The organism is Bradyrhizobium sp. BR 1433 (assembly GCF_051547665.1).
In the GTDB taxonomy this organism is placed as follows: Bacteria; Pseudomonadota; Alphaproteobacteria; order Rhizobiales; family Xanthobacteraceae; genus Bradyrhizobium; species Bradyrhizobium australafricanum.
On sequence record NZ_JBPUGG010000001.1, the window covers coordinates 5,496,304 to 5,511,802 of the forward strand.

The 15,499-nt window shown below is 63.6% G+C and carries 12 protein-coding genes; 6 read left to right on the top strand and 6 right to left on the bottom strand.

Annotated features, from left to right (window positions below; genetic code table 11):
• Positions 1-1,301: 1,301 nt before the first annotated feature.
• Complete coding sequence (locus tag ACSKB9_RS26460; RefSeq protein WP_438076766.1) at positions 1,302-2,417, bottom strand: hypothetical protein; 1,116 nt, start codon at positions 2,415-2,417, stop codon at positions 1,302-1,304.
• Between the two features lie 275 nt (positions 2,418-2,692).
• Positions 2,693-3,001, bottom strand: a complete 309-nt coding sequence (rpmB, locus tag ACSKB9_RS26465; RefSeq protein ID WP_016843498.1) for a 50S ribosomal protein L28 — start codon at positions 2,999-3,001, stop codon at positions 2,693-2,695.
• 352 nt (positions 3,002-3,353) lie between these two features.
• Here rpmB and ACSKB9_RS26470 point away from each other — a divergent pair, with 352 nt between their 5' ends.
• The 5 genes from ACSKB9_RS26470 to ACSKB9_RS26490 all read left to right on the top strand — a co-directional run bounded on the left by ACSKB9_RS26470 (position 3,354) and on the right by ACSKB9_RS26490 (position 10,514).
• The gene (locus ACSKB9_RS26470; RefSeq protein ID WP_438080406.1) at positions 3,354-4,184 is read left to right on the top strand and encodes a DUF3108 domain-containing protein; all 831 of its coding nucleotides are present in this window, start codon (positions 3,354-3,356) and stop codon (positions 4,182-4,184) included.
• 770 nt (positions 4,185-4,954) lie between these two features.
• Positions 4,955-8,506 carry a helicase-related protein gene (locus ACSKB9_RS26475; protein WP_438076768.1) on the top strand — a complete coding sequence of 1,184 codons (3,552 nt, stop codon included), beginning with the start codon at positions 4,955-4,957 and terminating at the stop codon, positions 8,504-8,506.
• A gap of 30 nt (positions 8,507-8,536) precedes the next feature.
• A complete protein-coding gene (locus ACSKB9_RS26480) occupies positions 8,537-8,821 on the top strand; it encodes an RNA-binding S4 domain-containing protein (protein ID WP_076824784.1) in 285 nt (94 codons plus the stop codon).
• Positions 8,822-8,957: 136 nt separating this feature from the next.
• Complete coding sequence (gene fdxA, locus ACSKB9_RS26485; RefSeq protein ID WP_016844914.1) at positions 8,958-9,296, top strand: ferredoxin FdxA; 339 nt, start codon at positions 8,958-8,960, stop codon at positions 9,294-9,296.
• Positions 9,297-9,707: 411 nt separating this feature from the next.
• On the top strand, positions 9,708-10,514 hold the full coding sequence (locus ACSKB9_RS26490) for a CarD family transcriptional regulator (protein ID WP_438076770.1): 807 nt from the start codon (positions 9,708-9,710) through the stop codon (positions 10,512-10,514).
• A 1,200-nt stretch (positions 10,515-11,714) separates the two neighbouring features.
• On the opposite strand, the gene ACSKB9_RS26495 is transcribed toward ACSKB9_RS26490, so the two are convergent.
• Positions 11,715-12,134: a hypothetical protein gene (locus ACSKB9_RS26495; RefSeq protein WP_057015517.1), complete on the bottom strand. Its 420-nt coding sequence runs from the start codon at positions 12,132-12,134 to the stop codon at positions 11,715-11,717.
• A gap of 194 nt (positions 12,135-12,328) precedes the next feature.
• On the opposite strand from ACSKB9_RS26495, the gene ACSKB9_RS26500 reads away from it, so the two are divergent.
• Positions 12,329-12,727, top strand: coding sequence for a nuclear transport factor 2 family protein (locus ACSKB9_RS26500; protein ID WP_438076772.1), 399 nt, complete (start codon positions 12,329-12,331; stop codon positions 12,725-12,727).
• A 58-nt stretch (positions 12,728-12,785) separates the two neighbouring features.
• Here ACSKB9_RS26500 and ACSKB9_RS26505 read toward each other — a convergent pair whose 3' ends face one another.
• The 3 genes from ACSKB9_RS26505 to ACSKB9_RS26515 are packed head-to-tail and all read right to left on the bottom strand — an operon-like array spanning position 12,786 to position 15,499.
• Positions 12,786-13,322 carry a response regulator transcription factor gene (locus tag ACSKB9_RS26505; protein ID WP_057015515.1) on the bottom strand — a complete coding sequence of 179 codons (537 nt, stop codon included), beginning with the start codon at positions 13,320-13,322 and terminating at the stop codon, positions 12,786-12,788.
• The gene (locus ACSKB9_RS26510) at positions 13,312-14,697 is read right to left on the bottom strand and encodes an ATP-binding protein (protein ID WP_438076775.1); all 1,386 of its coding nucleotides are present in this window, start codon (positions 14,695-14,697) and stop codon (positions 13,312-13,314) included. The genes ACSKB9_RS26505 and ACSKB9_RS26510 overlap by 11 nt, the downstream gene beginning before the upstream one ends.
• A complete protein-coding gene (locus tag ACSKB9_RS26515) occupies positions 14,669-15,499 on the bottom strand; it encodes an SURF1 family protein (RefSeq protein ID WP_438080408.1) in 831 nt (276 codons plus the stop codon). Before ACSKB9_RS26515 ends, ACSKB9_RS26510 begins: the two co-directional genes overlap by 29 nt.

Genomic DNA, 15,499 nt, shown 5'->3' on the forward strand with positions numbered 1-15,499 from the left:
ATCGGGGTCGTTCTTTGGACGTGACATAGGAACGGCCAGGCTTCTCCCAAGAGTGCGGCGCACCTGCCTCACAATCAGTTGTGCTGGCCGTGATGTCCCTCACGGTCTTCGAGACGATGCGGCGTACCGCGTCGAATCGCATTCGTGTCGGACGGCTTGTTTGCACACTAACATCTGGAAGAGATCGTGGCGTTTTGCATGCGCCTCATGCGCTCGTGATGAAGCGAGTGATGTTGTGATTAACGGGCACGTGAGGAGCCCGTTTTGCCTTTATCTATGGGCTTTCTTTGTTGGTCGAGGCGCGCGCATTAAGCCTTTATTCACTCGCTTAGAACGCATCAATATAGATTCGCGCTGTGGCAAGCGATGACACCGCTGTCATTGGCGGCAGCTGTCAGCGGACTTGCTACAGCCTCCGCGGACGCCGTCATTGCGAGGAGCGCAGCGACGAAGCAATCCATCTCTCCTCATGCGACACGATGGATGATTTTACTTCACGCGCAATCACGCAAAGAAGAATTCACTCGCGTCAAGCCGCACGCGCGTGGCTTGGATCCCCGGCGAGGCTGGTCTTGCTTGTCACCCGCCTTCGCAAGACGCTTTCGCATCTAACGGGGGACACCTGCCGCGAGGGCATCAGGACACGCTTCCACCGTCCGCGATGCTCCACGCTCGTCTCACGCACCCCTCGCGTCCACGCAGCCCGCACCCGCGTTCGTGACGATCGCGATACGCCCCTCTCAGAGGAGGCGGGACGGGGCTTGGACCCGTGAGTTGGCGCGCCAAGGAATAGGTACATATACCTATTCGTACGTGTGACGTATCGGGGTCCGTTCTAGGTGTTACTTCCTAGTGCTCGGTGGAGGTATCTGATTCGGGCTGGTCAGAAACCAGACGGTGACAACACTAAAAGTGCAGTCGCGTCATCAACAATGCGCTTTACACAAAGGGCAAATCAGTGGGACTGTTTGTGCCGCTGACAAAGCACGAAGCCCTCGCCGGGGTGTACCGGGAGGGCTTCGTTTAGACCCTCGCCTCTAGAAGCGAGGGGGTCCCGGGTCGCTCTTTCGAGCTACCGAGATCGCCAGCTAGGGCAAGGCGCGGTTGGTTTCCTTGAGAGGGCGAACCAACCCGCCGCTAGCCCCCCAAAGGGGTGATATTTACGGCCGAAATTCAAGCTTTTTCCGACGCTTCCTGTGGATGGTCACCGGAAATAAATCGGTTGCCAGAAAGCAAGACTCAGAATCCAGAAAATGATGCCGCGCCCGATTCGGGTCTGTCGCGTGACGATGCGTCAGCGACTAGCGGGCGGCGGCTATAATGCTTGTGCGAATTTCTGTTGGGAGTGCATCGTAAGACTCAAGCAGCATCATCTGCACTGTGCTCATGAGGTTTTCCGCAGCTGTTCGGAAGCTCTTCAAGTGCTCAAAGTCTCTCGGACGCAAGACCGCTACACTGTCGAATTTTTCTAGCCTAGTGAATAGAGTTGGATGGGTGTCTGAAATCCCGGTCTGAGACAGGCCCAGTGCTCCTTCGACTGCTCTAAGCGTCTGCAATGCGTAAAGGAGTATTACTCCTCCAGCGCCTGAACGCAGATAGGGATTGTCGATCCCGCCGTAATGCGATTCCATGGCTCCACAGATTCGAAGTGCAAACTGATCTGCTTCGAACTCCTCCTTGTGTGGATCGGCTTCTATGTTTTTCCCGTGCGCACAGTGATGGTGACCGTACTCGTGAGCGATCACGAATAGCTCCATCGACAAAGCGATATGTTCGAACGGAATCAACTCGCCGGGCGTCGAAGGCTTGTAGGGGACGAGTACGTGCGTCCCCGACAGCGCAAAGGACATGTAGATCCGGAACCAGTAGATGAAAGTCTCGGGCGACTTGCTTAGAATGTTGCGCGCTCTTTCAAGATCGAATCTTGCACTGTCCCACCCAAAAGGATCGAGCCGAATTGTCCGAAGGAAGGCTCGTGCAATTAGACCGCAAAATCTGAACAAGAATGCACTAACAGTGATGATGCTTTGATCGGTCATTACAACGTTTATTTTGGCAGCAGTGGCCCAAGCTCGGGGTTCAACTCCACGCGCCACTTTGGCGTGGGAGTCTAGCTTGAGGCGATCCATCGTCATCTCGATCAGGTCGCATAATCTGGCCAAGTGAGCCTCGACAAAAGGATTTACTCCCGGACTTGTTTTTGGTGCGGTGGCAATTTCTCTCCGAGTTCTTTCTATGACCTGTTCGATCGCTCGGTCGGTCCAGCCCGATGCCCTTAGGCCCTGTGCCATCCGCGCTTCGTCGTCAGAATCACGATGAGCCGGATCGACCAGCGCGGCGAACTCATCTTTGGCGAGATTAGAGAAGACTTGCTGCCAAAGCTCTTGTGCAGACGCATTGTCTTTTTTTCGGTTCATTGCGTTGAGCCAAGCCCTGACTACCGCGAAAATTACTGGTGCTCGAAACAGTGCCTAGTTCGTCGCCTCCTCTCGTGCGAACGATGCGCTCCACTAGACGTGGTAATTCGAAAACGTCGGTTTCACGCACGGCTCGACGAGAATGCGTCGTTCAGCTTGATCGGGGCGACCCAAATTATAGGTCGTCGCCAATGGTGATTGTGTAAACAAAAACGGCCGGGTCATCCGACCCGGCCGTTCAAAACTCTCCGCGAATTCCGCTCTTGCGGCCGCGCTCAGCTCGCCTTCTTCACCGGCGCCGGCTTGCCGACCTTCTTCTCGATCGCGCGCTTCAGTTCGAGGGCGCGGGGCGAGAGCACGTCGGCCTTGGCCTTGAGCAGGTAGGCGTCGAGGCCGCCATTGTGGTCGACGCTCTTCAGCGCGTTGGTCGAGACGCGTAGGCGCACGTTGCGGCCGAGCGCTTCGGAGATGAAGGTGATGTTGGCCAGGTTCGGCAGGAAGCGCCGCTTGGTCTTGATATTCGAGTGGCTCACCTTGTGGCCCGTCTGGGGGCCCTTGGCCGTCAGTTCGCAGCGCCGGGACATCTTACAAAATCCTTATTGCATCCCCGCCGCTCGAAGGGCGTGCAATCACACGGCCCGCGCGGGGGTTTTGAATTCGCGTCCATTTTCCAGGAACCGCGGGTGTATAGGGGAGAATACCCGAGCGTCAAGATTATATCGCCGCATGCGGGGCACCGGAAATGCCGGTTCATAAGGTCTTCCAGCCACTTAACGGCAGATATGGCAACCATATAAAGGGCGTATTCGGCTGCAAGTCTAGGTTCCATAAGAGATGCGCGGGTTGTCCGGCCGAATTGAACGCCGAGATGGACAACGGATAGAGCGCCGATAGCAGGACCGTCAGGTAGGTTAAGTGACCACCGCCATTGCCATTTTGCCCCCGCTCGGCCGGCTGCTCGGTCTGTGCGCGGGCGCATTACTGCTGTTCTGCGCCGAGCGCGCCAGCGCGCAGGGGCGGCTCGACGCCCAGTATGAGGCGACGCTCGCCGGTATCCCGGTCGGCAAGGGCAGCTGGACCATCGAAGTCGGCGACGACAGCTTCTCGGCCTCGGCCCAGGGCGGCACCGCGGGCCTTCTGAAGGCGTTCTCCGGCGGCTCCGGCGCGGGCGCCTCGCAGGGCCGCGTCGTCAACGGCGCGCTGGCCGCCTCCTCCTACACCGCGACCACCACCACCTCGAAGAAGTCGGAGACGATCCGGATGGTGCTGGCGAATGGCGGCATCAAGGAATCCGCGATCGAGCCGGAGCCGCCGGTCGATCCCGACCGCCTGCCGGTGACCGACGCGCAGAAGAAGAATGTGTTCGATCCGATGACCGGCTCGTTCCTGCGCGCGCCCGGCAATGCCGAATTGATGAGCCCGGATGTCTGCCGCAGCGGCGCCGGCATCTTCGACGGCCGCATGCGCTACGACCTCAAGCTCGATTTCAAGCGGGTCGAGATCGTCAAGGCCGAGCGCGGCTATCACGGCCCGGCGCTGGTCTGCGCGCTCTATTTCGTCCCGATCTCGGGCTACATCCCGGATCGCCCCGTGATCAAATATCTCGCCGCCCAGCGCAACATCGAGATCGCCTTCGTGCCGATCGCCGGCACCCGACTGCTGGTGCCGTTCCGCATGACGATTCCGACCCCGCTCGGCCAGGCCATGCTGGAAGCGACCTCCTTCGTCACCACAGCAGCGCCGCCGCGCGTGGCGAAGACGCAGTAACCCTCTGTCGTAGCCCGGATAAGCGAAGCGCTATCCGGGGACAGTCGTCCCGCATATCGCTTCGCTCATGCGGGCTACGCAGTAGCCAGACCGTCACCCTGAGGCGAGGGTAAGAGTTCTTCCCTTCTCCCCTTGTGGGAGAACGAGGGATGAGGGGTTCTATCCGCGGAGACAGACCCCTCACCCGGCGCCTGCGGCGCCACCCTCTCCCACAAGGGGAGAGGGTACTTCGGAGGCGCTTCGCGCACCTGGAATGGCGGCTGGCGGCAATCGGGAATGCAACGAACGGCACCGGAATCCAGTTGACTCTTGTCCGCTTCTGATTCGACTCGGCCACCCCTGGAACTTAAGGAATTCAGTCCGCATATCCTGTGCTTGTGGAGCCCTCTCAAACTTGATCTAGTGCCGCCGCCATCAGCCTACCCGAGATGTTGCGGTGAACGTATCAGGCCCCAAATCGAGTCAGCGATTCGGCCGCGATTCGTTCTAGAGTCGTTCCAGAGCTTAAGGTAGGCGCGGAAAGCGTCGCATTGTGAGACAGATTTTGCGAAAGGATGCGTGCAGGAGTGAAGCCCATCTTTCCCGTTACCCTGAGGAGGCCGCGCAGCGGCCGTCTCGAAGGGCGACGGCCCCGCTCCGTTCGCTAGAGGAAAGTCCGATCAAAACGCGCGGATAAATCTCGGCCGTTCATCCTTCGAGGCTCGCTGCGCTCGCACCTCAGGATGACGGATTGAGCGTTTCGCCAACAATTCAAGAAACACCTGCAAAATATGGTTTTCTCAACTTCGTTCGGAAATGACCGCGTGCCCGGTGCAGGCGTCACCGCGGTGCTCGGGCCGACCAACACCGGCAAGACGCATCTGGCCATCGAGCGCATGCTCGCGCATTCGTCCGGCCTGATCGGGTTGCCGCTGCGGCTGCTCGCGCGCGAGGTCTACAACAAGATCGCGGACCGCGCCGGGGTCGACAATGTCGCGCTGGTCACGGGCGAGGAGAAGATCAAGCCGAAGGCGCCGCGCTTCTGGGTCTCGACCGTGGAAGCGATGCCGCGCGATCTCGACGTGTCCTTTCTTGCGGTCGACGAGATCCAGATCGCGGCCGATCTCGAGCGCGGCCATGTGTTCACCGATCGCATCCTCAATCGCCGCGGCCGCGACGAGACGCTGCTGCTCGGCGCGGCGACGATGCGGCCGATGATCGAGCGGCTGCTGCCGGGTGCCTCGATCATCACGCGGCCGCGGCTGTCGCAGCTCGAATTCGCCGGCGACCGCAAGATCACGCGGCAGCCGCGCAGAACGGCGATCGTCGCGTTCTCCGCCGACGAGGTCTACGCAATCGCCGAATTGATCCGCCGTCAGCATGGCGGCGCGGCCGTGGTGCTCGGCTCGCTCTCGCCACGCACGCGCAATGCGCAGGTCGCGATGTTCCAGAACGGCGACGTCGATTACCTCGTCGCCACCGACGCGGTCGGCATGGGGCTCAATCTCGACGTCGATCACGTCGCCTTCGCTTCCGACCGCAAGTATGACGGCTATCAGTTCCGCCGCCTGACGCCGGCCGAATTCGCGCAGATCGCCGGCCGCGCCGGCCGCGCGACGCGCAACGGCACCTTCGGCACCACCGGGCGCTGCGCGCCGTTCGAGCCGGAGCTCGTCAACGCGCTGCAGAACCACACCTTCGACGCCGTCAAGGTGCTGCAATGGCGCAACGCGAAGTTGGACTTCGCCTCGCTCGGCGCGTTGCAGGTGTCGCTGGCGCTATCGCCCAATCATGAGGCACTGACGCGGGCCCCGGTGGCCGAGGATCTGCGCGTGCTCGAGCATGTCGCGCGCGACGCCGAGGTGCGCGATCTCGCGCATGGGGCGGCCGCGGTGGAGCGGCTGTGGGAGGCCTGCCAGGTTCCAGACTACCGAAAGCTGTCGCCGGCCGCCCATGCCGAACTCGTGACCACGCTGTATGGCTTCCTGATGCAAAAGGGGCGTATCCCTGACGCATGGTTTGCCGCCCAGGTCGACCAGGCCAACCGGACCGACGGCGATATCGACACGCTATCGGGCCGGATCGCGCAGATCAGGACCTGGACCTTTGTTGCCAACCGGCCGGACTGGCTCTACGACCCGGACCACTGGCAGGGGATCACGCGCGAGCTCGAAAATAAATTATCCGATGCACTGCATGAACGGCTCACGGAGCGTTTCGTTGACAGGCGGACCAGTGTATTGATGCGCCGCCTGCGGGAGAACTCAGTTTTGAATACGGAAATTGGCAAGACCGGTGAAGTGATCGTGGAAGGCCACGTGATCGGCCGGCTCGATGGTTTCACCTTCGCACCTGATGCGGCCGAGGCCGGCAGCGACGCCAAGGCGCTGCAAGCCGCCGCCCAGCAGGTGCTGGCGCGCGAGATCGATGCGCGCGCCGAGAAACTGGGCGCCGCCCCCGACGAGCAGTTCGTGCTGACCTCCGACGGCACCATCCGCTGGACCGGCGATGCGGTTGCCAAGCTGGTGGCCGCCGAGGACGCGCTGCATCCGCGGCTGCGCATCATTTCCGACGAGCGGCTGACCGGCGCCTCGCGCGAAGCGGTGCAGACCCGGCTCGACCTCTGGCTCAAGACGCATATCGAAAAACTGCTCGGGCCGCTGTTCGAACTATCCAAGGCCGAGGACCTGCAGGGCATCGCCCGCGGCATCGCCTTCCAGCTGGTCGAGGCGCTCGGCGTGCTCGAACGGGCGAAGATCGCGGCCGAGATGAAGGATCTCGACCAGCCCTCGCGCGCGGCCCTGCGCAAATACGGCGTGCGGTTCGGCGCCTACCACATCTATTTCCCGCAGCTCTTGAAGCCCGCGGCGCGCTCGCTGGCCTCGCTGCTGTGGGCCGAGAAGCAGAGCAATGCCGACATGGCGGCATTGTCGAATGTGCAGCATCTCGCCTCCAGCGGCCGCACCTCGTTCCCGGTCGACAAGGCGTTGCCGCGCGATGCCTATCGCGTGCTCGGCTATCGCCAGTGCGGCGAGCGCGCGGTGCGCGTCGACATCCTGGAGCGGCTCGCCGACCTGATCCGCCCCGCTTTGGCCTGGCGCGAGACCTCGCCGGGCGAGAAGCCTGCGGGTGCGTTCGACGGCCGCGGCTTTGTCGTGACGCAGGCGATGACCTCGCTGACCGGCTCCGCAGGCGAGGATTTTGCCTCGATCCTGCGCGCGCTCGGCTACCGCATGGACCGCCGTCCGCCGCTGCCGCCGAAGCCCGTCGAGGCCGCGCCGGCCGAGACCACGGAGGCCGTCGCCGAGACCACGGGGGCCGTCGCCGAGACCACGGAGACAGTGGCCGAGACCACCGAGACGGTCGCGGCCGAGACGCCGCCGGTCGAGGCGACCTCTGAGGCCGTCGTGGATGCGCCGGTCGGTGCCACTGCCGAGGTTGTGGCCGAAGCGCCGGAGGCTGCCACGGATCAGCCGGTGTCGGGCGATCCCGCACCGTCGGCCGCGCTGCTGCCCGATGTCGGCTTTGCCGAGATGGTGTCCAGCGAGGCGACGCCGGTCGTCGTCGAGACCAAGCCCGAGCCCGTGGCAGAAGTTGCCGCGGAGCCCGCCGCTGTCGCCGAAGCGCCCGCTGCTGAGGCGCCCGCTTCGGAAGCGGTATCCGAGCCCGCGCCTGCCGTGGAAGCCACTGCAGAGACACCCTCCGAGACCGCCACAGAGGCCCCCGCGGAGACCGCGAGTGCTGAGGCAGTACCGGAAGCCGCTGTCGCCGCCACGGAGCCGCCGGCCGAGCCGCAGCTGGTCGAAGTCTGGCGTCCCGGTGGCCGTTCCGACGAGCGCCGTCCGCATCATCGCGGCCACGATCGCAACCGCGGCCGTCACCAGGGCAAGCCCGCCGAGGGCGCGCAGGCCGCTGAAGGCGGCGGCGAGGGCGACAGCAAGCGCGAACAGCATCGCCGTCCGCGCCGTCACCAGGATTTCCGCGCGCCGCGTCCAGGCGCGCCCGCGGATCCGGCTGCGGCGCCCGCCGAGGGCGCGCAGGCCCGCGACAACAGGGACGACAAGGGCCAGCGCCGCGAACGCTTCGAAGGCAAGGGTCGCGATCGCGACAATGAGCGTCGCCGCGACAACAAGTTTGGCGGCGACCGCAAGGGCGAGCGCGGCGATCGTGACCGCGGCGGCCGCGATTTCGGCAAGGGCGGCCGCGACAAGCGCGAGGGCGGCCCGTCGCATCGGCCCTACGCCTCGAGCGCGCCGCGCGAGCGCGACCGGCCGATCGATCCGAATTCGCCATTCGCCAAGCTCGCTGCCCTGAAAGAGCAGCTTGCAGGCCGGAAGGAATAGTCCAACCCTTGGTTTAACGCTTGGTCTAGTTTGGATCGACAGCGCCTCGACAAATGGCTGTGGCATGCGCGCCTGGTGAAGGCCCGCACCAGCGCCGCTGAACTCGTCGTATCGGGGCATGTCCGGATCAACGGCGCGCGCGAGAAATCGCCGGGCCATGCGGTGAAGGCGGGTGATGTCGTCACCGTCGCGCTCGACAACAGCGTCCGCGTGCTCAAGGTGATCGGCTTTGCCGAGCGGCGCGGCGATGCCAGTTCGGCGCGGGTGCTGTACGAGGATTTGCAGGCCGGCAATTTGCAGGCCGGTAAGGAGTAGTTATCTAGCGCTTGCTATCTCAATTTGGGTGGCAGGAGCGTGAGAATACTGGCGTTTTTCGAGGGCCGCTTCCCTTGCGGCCCCGGTATTCCTGCGCTACGCAACCCCAGAAAAATCGATCGTTCCGGAGTTTTGGATGACCTACGTCGTCACTGAAGCCTGCATCAAGTGCAAATATACCGACTGCGTTGAGGTCTGCCCCGTCGATTGCTTCTACGAGGGCGAGAACATGCTGGTCATCCATCCCGACGAATGCATCGATTGCGGCGTGTGCGAGCCGGAATGCCCGGCGGACGCCATCAAGCCGGATACCGAGCCGGGCCTGGAAAAGTGGCTCGAGGTCAACCGCGACTACGCCAAGAGCTGGCCGAACATCACCCAGAAGAAGGACTCGCCGGAAGACGCCAAGGAGTGGGAAGGCAAGGAAGGCAAGTTCGAGAAGTATTTTTCTCCGAATCCCGGCAGCGGCGACTGATTCGCCAGGGAATACCGTGGTAAGGTCGGGCTCTGCTCCGCCGCGGCCCTCCGTTCGGCCGCCGATTTAACCCTAATGACGGACATATGACCTGAACGGCCCCTGTTATGCCCGGAATCGGGCGTAAACCATTGATTTTTGCGGAAAATGTGCTATATCTGACACATTACAGGCCAAGAACCCCCTGCCATGCGTACCTTGTGGCTTCGAGGTTCCCGCAAACTCGAACAGGGGCGTGGCAGTTTCCGCGCGCAGGCTGTGTCACAGAAAACGCGTAAAAAGAGTGCTTCAAAGACGACGAAAAAAGCCGCTGTCGTTGCTCGCAGCGCAACCAAGGGCCGTGCCAAGGCGTCCGTGAAGGGGGCCAAGAAGGCGGCGGCTGCAAAGTCCTCAAAGAACAAAAGAAGCGTGATGCCAGAAAAGACTGCCAAGACTGCCGCGAAAGCGGCAGCTGCGAAGCCCGCTGCTGCCAAGGTCGCCCCCAAGCCTGCCGCGACCAAGACGGCTGCTGCGCCGAAGCCGGCCGCCCCGAAGGCTGCCGTCCCCGCCGCTGCTCCGAAGGCCACCGCCAAGCCGGCCGCCGCGCCGCGCGTCGAGGAGCCGAAGAAGGTCGTGACCCAGCGCCAGGGCTTCAAGGCCAACGAATTCGTGGTCTATCCCGCTCACGGCGTCGGCCAGATCCTGGCGATCGAGGAGCAGGAGATCGCGGGCGCCAAGCTCGAGCTGTTCGTGATCAATTTCATGAAGGACAAGATGACGCTGCGCGTCCCGACGGCGAAGGTCGCCAATGTCGGCATGCGCAAGCTGTCGGAGCCGGCGCTGGTCAAGAAGGCGCTGGAGACGCTGAAGGGCCGTGCCCGCGTCAAGCGCACCATGTGGTCGCGCCGTGCCCAGGAATACGAAGCGAAGATCAACTCGGGCGACATCGTCGCGATCGCCGAGGTGGTCCGCGACCTCTATCGTTCGGAATCGCAGCCCGAGCAGTCCTATAGCGAACGCCAGCTCTATGAAGCGGCGCTCGACCGCCTGTCGCGCGAGATCGCGGTCGTGCAGCACTCGACCGAGACCGAGGCGATCAAGGAGATCGAAGGCCAGCTCGCCAAGAGCCCGCGCCGCGGCGCCAAGGCAGAAGCCGAGGGTGAAGGCGAGGGCGACGCCGACGGCGAGGATGCCGATACCGATGGCGACGATACCGCCGTCGAGGACGAAGCCGCCTGAAAGGGTTCGACGGATTGAAAACAAAAGCCCGGTCGCAAGACCGGGCTTTTTGCTTTGGCGGCGTGTCCGTGGGGCACGCTTACCTCTCCCCTTGTGGGAGAGGTCGGATTGCATGGCAAATGCAATCCGGGTGAGGGTGCAGGCTCTCCGCAAGTTGCAGCCCCTCGACCGCGATCTTCGCCCGGGCAGATCGATATTCCAAACTGTCCGCGCCGCTGGACTCTTGGACCAGCGGCACTCGTTGCCGACTTATCCCGAAACGGAACGCCGGTAACTTTCGCGCGTTCGCTCGCCAATGAGGAGAGCGGACCATGACATCAAAGGCAGGCATTTTTTTCGCAGGCGTTGGAACAACTTTTATTATCCTAGGCGCTGGGTTCGGTGGTGGACTGTTCATGGCGAATTCGGCGCTTAAGGATTCTGCCGGCGCCCCCGCGCGCGTCTCTTCGCCAGCGCCTGCGGAACCAGCGCGCGTTATCCTGCCATCCACGGCAGAAGCCGCGCAGCCACCGCAGCCTGCCACCCAACGAGAGCCCGCCACGCCAGACGCAGCCTCACCGCCGCAGCCGCCACTGGAGCCGGTCAAGGACGTACAAGCGCCTGTCGAGAAGCAGGCGGACGTGGTGGACACGAGAAAATCTGACATTGCAGAAAGGAGCGGCGTAAGCGCTACGCCGAACGCAAGGCGAAGCGCGTCGCGACCGAGCAGGCGAGGCGTCAACAGCGGCGCATCGAACAAGGCGAGCAACGCCGCGAAGCTCCGGTGCTCTTGGAGCAGGCGCGACGCCACGAAGTGCCGATCATGGCGTCTGAAGACGATGACTCCCCGCCGCGTCCGTTCGCGAATTTCTTCAGGAATGACTGAGCGCATCGCTTTAGTGAAGGAGCCGAGGAACAGTCCGCAATCAAGGGACGTTAGTGCTGATACAGAAGGCCCGTTCGTCTGATGGCTAACGAAAACTCCATTGCTTCAACTGCCAGTCCTGAACAACGCATAGAACAGGCGTCAGAGGCGATCCGTCAGATGGCTGAGCGCGGCGTATTCGAACCTTTGCCGCAACAAGATCGGTGGCTGCATCACTTGAGTGAAGCGACCAGGGCGGCTCCGCTTCAATCGCTTGCCGTTGCATTCTTGCTGGGGGTCTTCCTGGCTCGGCGGTAGCCCGTCGGCTACGCCGTTGATGCTGCCGCGCCGCGTGCTCAATACGAGCGCTGCTTGATGCCCCAGCGGCGGTTCTCGGAGGTCACGATCCATAGATTGCGGTGACGGCTGGCAATCGATCCGTCGGCGCGGTCGCGGCTGTATTCGACCAGCAGATGCACCTTGCGCGGCCCGACCAGCACCGGCTCCTTGCGCTGATAGGTGCTCTTCGTCCATCCTGTGGTGCGCGCCAGATCGTTGAAGAACGACGGCGGCAGCTGGCCCGGGCCATCCCAGATCACGAGCTGCTCGCCGGACAGGATGACGTGCGGGAAGTGCAGCAGCGCGTCCATGCCGGCGAGATCGCGAGCGTTGAAGCGGTCGGTGAAATCGTCGATGCAGCGGATCGCCGCCGCGATCATGGCCGCATGGTCGGCATTGTCAGGGTCGGGTTGGAAGAGCTTGTCGGCATTACTCATGCCGTCGCTTTACACTGGCAGCGAAGCGAGCCGCAATGACGCTCGAAGCTACGTAAACGATCCTGACCAGTATCGTCTTGTCTTGCTTCATGGATGACGACGGCAACCGGAGCGCGGCGTGCTATGCTGACCGCCCTGCCGTTATTTGATCGACATTAAACTGACCCCATCAATTTGCAGCGAGGAGAAATTCGATGACATCCAATGTTGAGGCAACCAGGAAGGGTTATGAGGCCTTTCAACGTGGTGACATTCCGACGCTCATGAGGGATCTGATCGATGACGACTGCACGTGGATAACCCCGGGTCCCCAGGACAAACTGCCTTGGGCCGGGACCTTCAAGGGAAAGCAGCAGATTGCAAACTTCTTCGTCCAGGTTGACGAGAATCTGGAATTCAGCGAGTTCGCGCCGCGTGAGATGATTGAGCAGGGCGACACCGTCGTGGTCCTGGGTACACTCACGGCGCGCGCAAAGAAAACAGGCAAGACTGTAACGAACGAATGGGCCCACGTTTTCAAGTACCGTGACGGGAAGGCGGTCCGCTTTCAGGAGTACATTGACACTGCGGCGGATGTTGCCGCGATGTCGTGACAAAGCAAAAGGCAGGCGCGCATGCGCGGATGTCGTCGGCGTCATCCGCCTCTATCGCCTACTTCACCCGCTGCTTCTCGAGCTTGCGCGCCAATGTCCGGCGGTGCATGCCGAGTCGGCGGGCGGCTTCCGAGATGTTGAAGTCGGTCTCCATCAGGGTCTGGTGGATGCGCTCCCATTCCAGCGTCTTGATCGACGTCGGCCGCGCACCGACCTCGATGGCGGCATTGCCCTGCGCTTTAAGGAACGCGGCCTCGATGTCGTCGGTGTTCGACGGCTTGGCCAGATAGTGGCAGGCGCCGAGCTTGATCGCCTCGACCGCCGTCGCGATGCTGGCAAAGCCGGTCAGCACGACGATCAGCATCTCAGGATCATGCGTGTGCAACGCCTCGACGCAGGCAAGGCCCGATGCACCGCCGGCGAGCTTCAGGTCGACCACCGCATAGCCGGGCGATTGCTGCTCGAGCAGCTGGCGGACCTCGTCGAGCGAGGCCGACACCGCCACATCATAGCCGCGGCGCTCGAACGAGCGCTTCAGCGTGCGGGCGAAACCCGCATCGTCCTCGACGATCAGGAGCTGGCGTTCATCCGTCAAGATGGTCTCCGATCGCGAGCGTCGAGAGCGGCAGCTCGAGCCTGACCGCGGCGCCGATGTCCGGCCGGTTGCGCGCCGTCACCACGCCGCCCAGCTTGCGCACCACGTTGACCACCAGGAACAGGCCGAGGCCGCTGCCGGGGCTGCCCTTGGTCGATTGATACGGCTTGCCGATATGCGCCAGCATCTCGCGCGAGAAGCCCGGGCCGCGATCGGTCACCGACAGCACCAGCGTGTCGGCATTGCGCTCGGCGGTCAGCTCGATCCAGTCGCGCGACACCTCGGCGGCGTTGTCGAGCACGTTGAAGATCGCCTGCTTGAGCGCGATGTCGGATACGATCGCGAGATCAGCGCCGAAGGCGTTGCGGAAATACAGCGTGGCCGACGGCCGCGTCGTCCGCCATTCCTCCACCAATGCCGTCAGGAACGCCGTGACCGTGGTCGGCGAGGAGCCTTCGCCGCGGGCTTCGCCCGCCGAGAGCAGGATGCCCGTCACGATCGACTTGCAGCGCTGCACCGAGATCTCCATCTCGCCGAGGTCCTGCGACATTTCAGGGTCGGAGGCGAGCGCGGGCATCCGGCGCCAGTCGCCGAGGATGACCGAGAGCGAGGCGAGCGGCGTGCCGAGCTCATGCGCGGCGCCGGAGGCCAGGAGGCCGATCCGGACGATGTGATCCTGCTCGGCGGCGTGCTGGCGCAGCGCCGCGAGGCGCAGGTCGCGATCGCGCAGATTGCGGTTGATCCGGGTCATGAACACCACGAGCAGCACGGCGTCGAGCACGAGGCCGATGAAGGTGCCGGCGATATAGAGGTTGAAGGCATCGGCGAAGCCTTGCTGCGGCAGCTCCAGCGGCCGGTAATAGCTGGTCAGCCAGGCGAAGTTCATGCAGACCAGCGCCACCAGCGACCAGGTCGAGGGCGCGTCGAGCAGCACCGCGCCAAGCGTCACCTGCAGCAGATAGAGCGAGGTGAACGGGTTGGTGGCGCCGCCGCTGAGATAGAGCAGGGCGGTCAGCGCCGCGACGTCGAGCGCCAGCGCGACCAGCAGCTCGCGGTTGTTGATGTCGGCGCGGTAGCGCAGCCACAGCAGGCTGACGACATTGAGTGCCACCAGCCCGGAGATCACGGCCGCCAAGGGCAGCAGCGGCAGCGCGACGCCCATCCAGAACTGCACGAAGCCGATGGTGGCGATCTGGCCGATCACGGCGATCCAGCGCAGCTGGACCAGGAGGGCCATGTTCTTGCGATTGGTCGCGATGTCGGCGGGGGCGGCGAGATCGAACGGCATGCCGGCGGCCGCGCCCGCGGCGGACGGCATCACCGCCGCGCCGGTCGCGGCCTTGTCGTCATGCAGATCCGATGTGCGCTCGAGCATCTGGGCCTGTGTCGCGAGACAGATTGCGGGCTGCGCCGATCAGGCGGCGCACGGCGGCGCGCCGTGAGCCCCACCTTGGATCGGAGGCGCCGGCGCGGCTCCTGCCGCTGATGACGCGCAGGAGTGCGCCCGCCAGCATAAGGGCCAGCGCGAACCATGTCAGCGCGTAAATCAGATGGTTGTTCGGAAACCGCACGATCGTGAGCCCGCCGATTGGGTAGCCGCCCGGATTTGGCGTCGCGTCGGCGTCGATGAAGAAGGGGGCTACACGCGACAATCCGTGTGTGGCGGCGATCGCGGCGACGTCGCGGGAATACCAGCGGCCGGCCGAAGCGTCGTTGCTGCGCAGGAAGCCGCCCTTCGGCTCCGACATCCGCAGCAGTCCGGTGACGCTGACGGCGCCCTGCGGCTCGCCATCGCGCCGTGTCGCGGGATCGCGTTTATCGGCGGGAACAAAGCCGCGGTTGATCAGCACGGCGGTTCCGTCAGCGGCTTGCAGCGGGGTCAGTACCCAGAAACCGGGGCCCTCGGCCGTGACGGCCTGCACCAGCGTCTCATCGGCGTTGAGGAACCTGCCGCGTACGGTGACGCGGCAGTATTCATCGCTCGCGGCCGTGACCGCCGGCCATGACGATGGGGGCGGCGGCGCGACCGGCGCCGCATGCATGCGCTGCTCGACCCGCTCGATCAACGCCAGCTTCCAGGTCCGGCGCTCGACTTGCCAGATACCGAGCGCGCTCAGCAGCACCACGCCCAGCATGCCGAGCGTGAGCAGCACAAGCGAGGGCCTGGCAGACCGCAT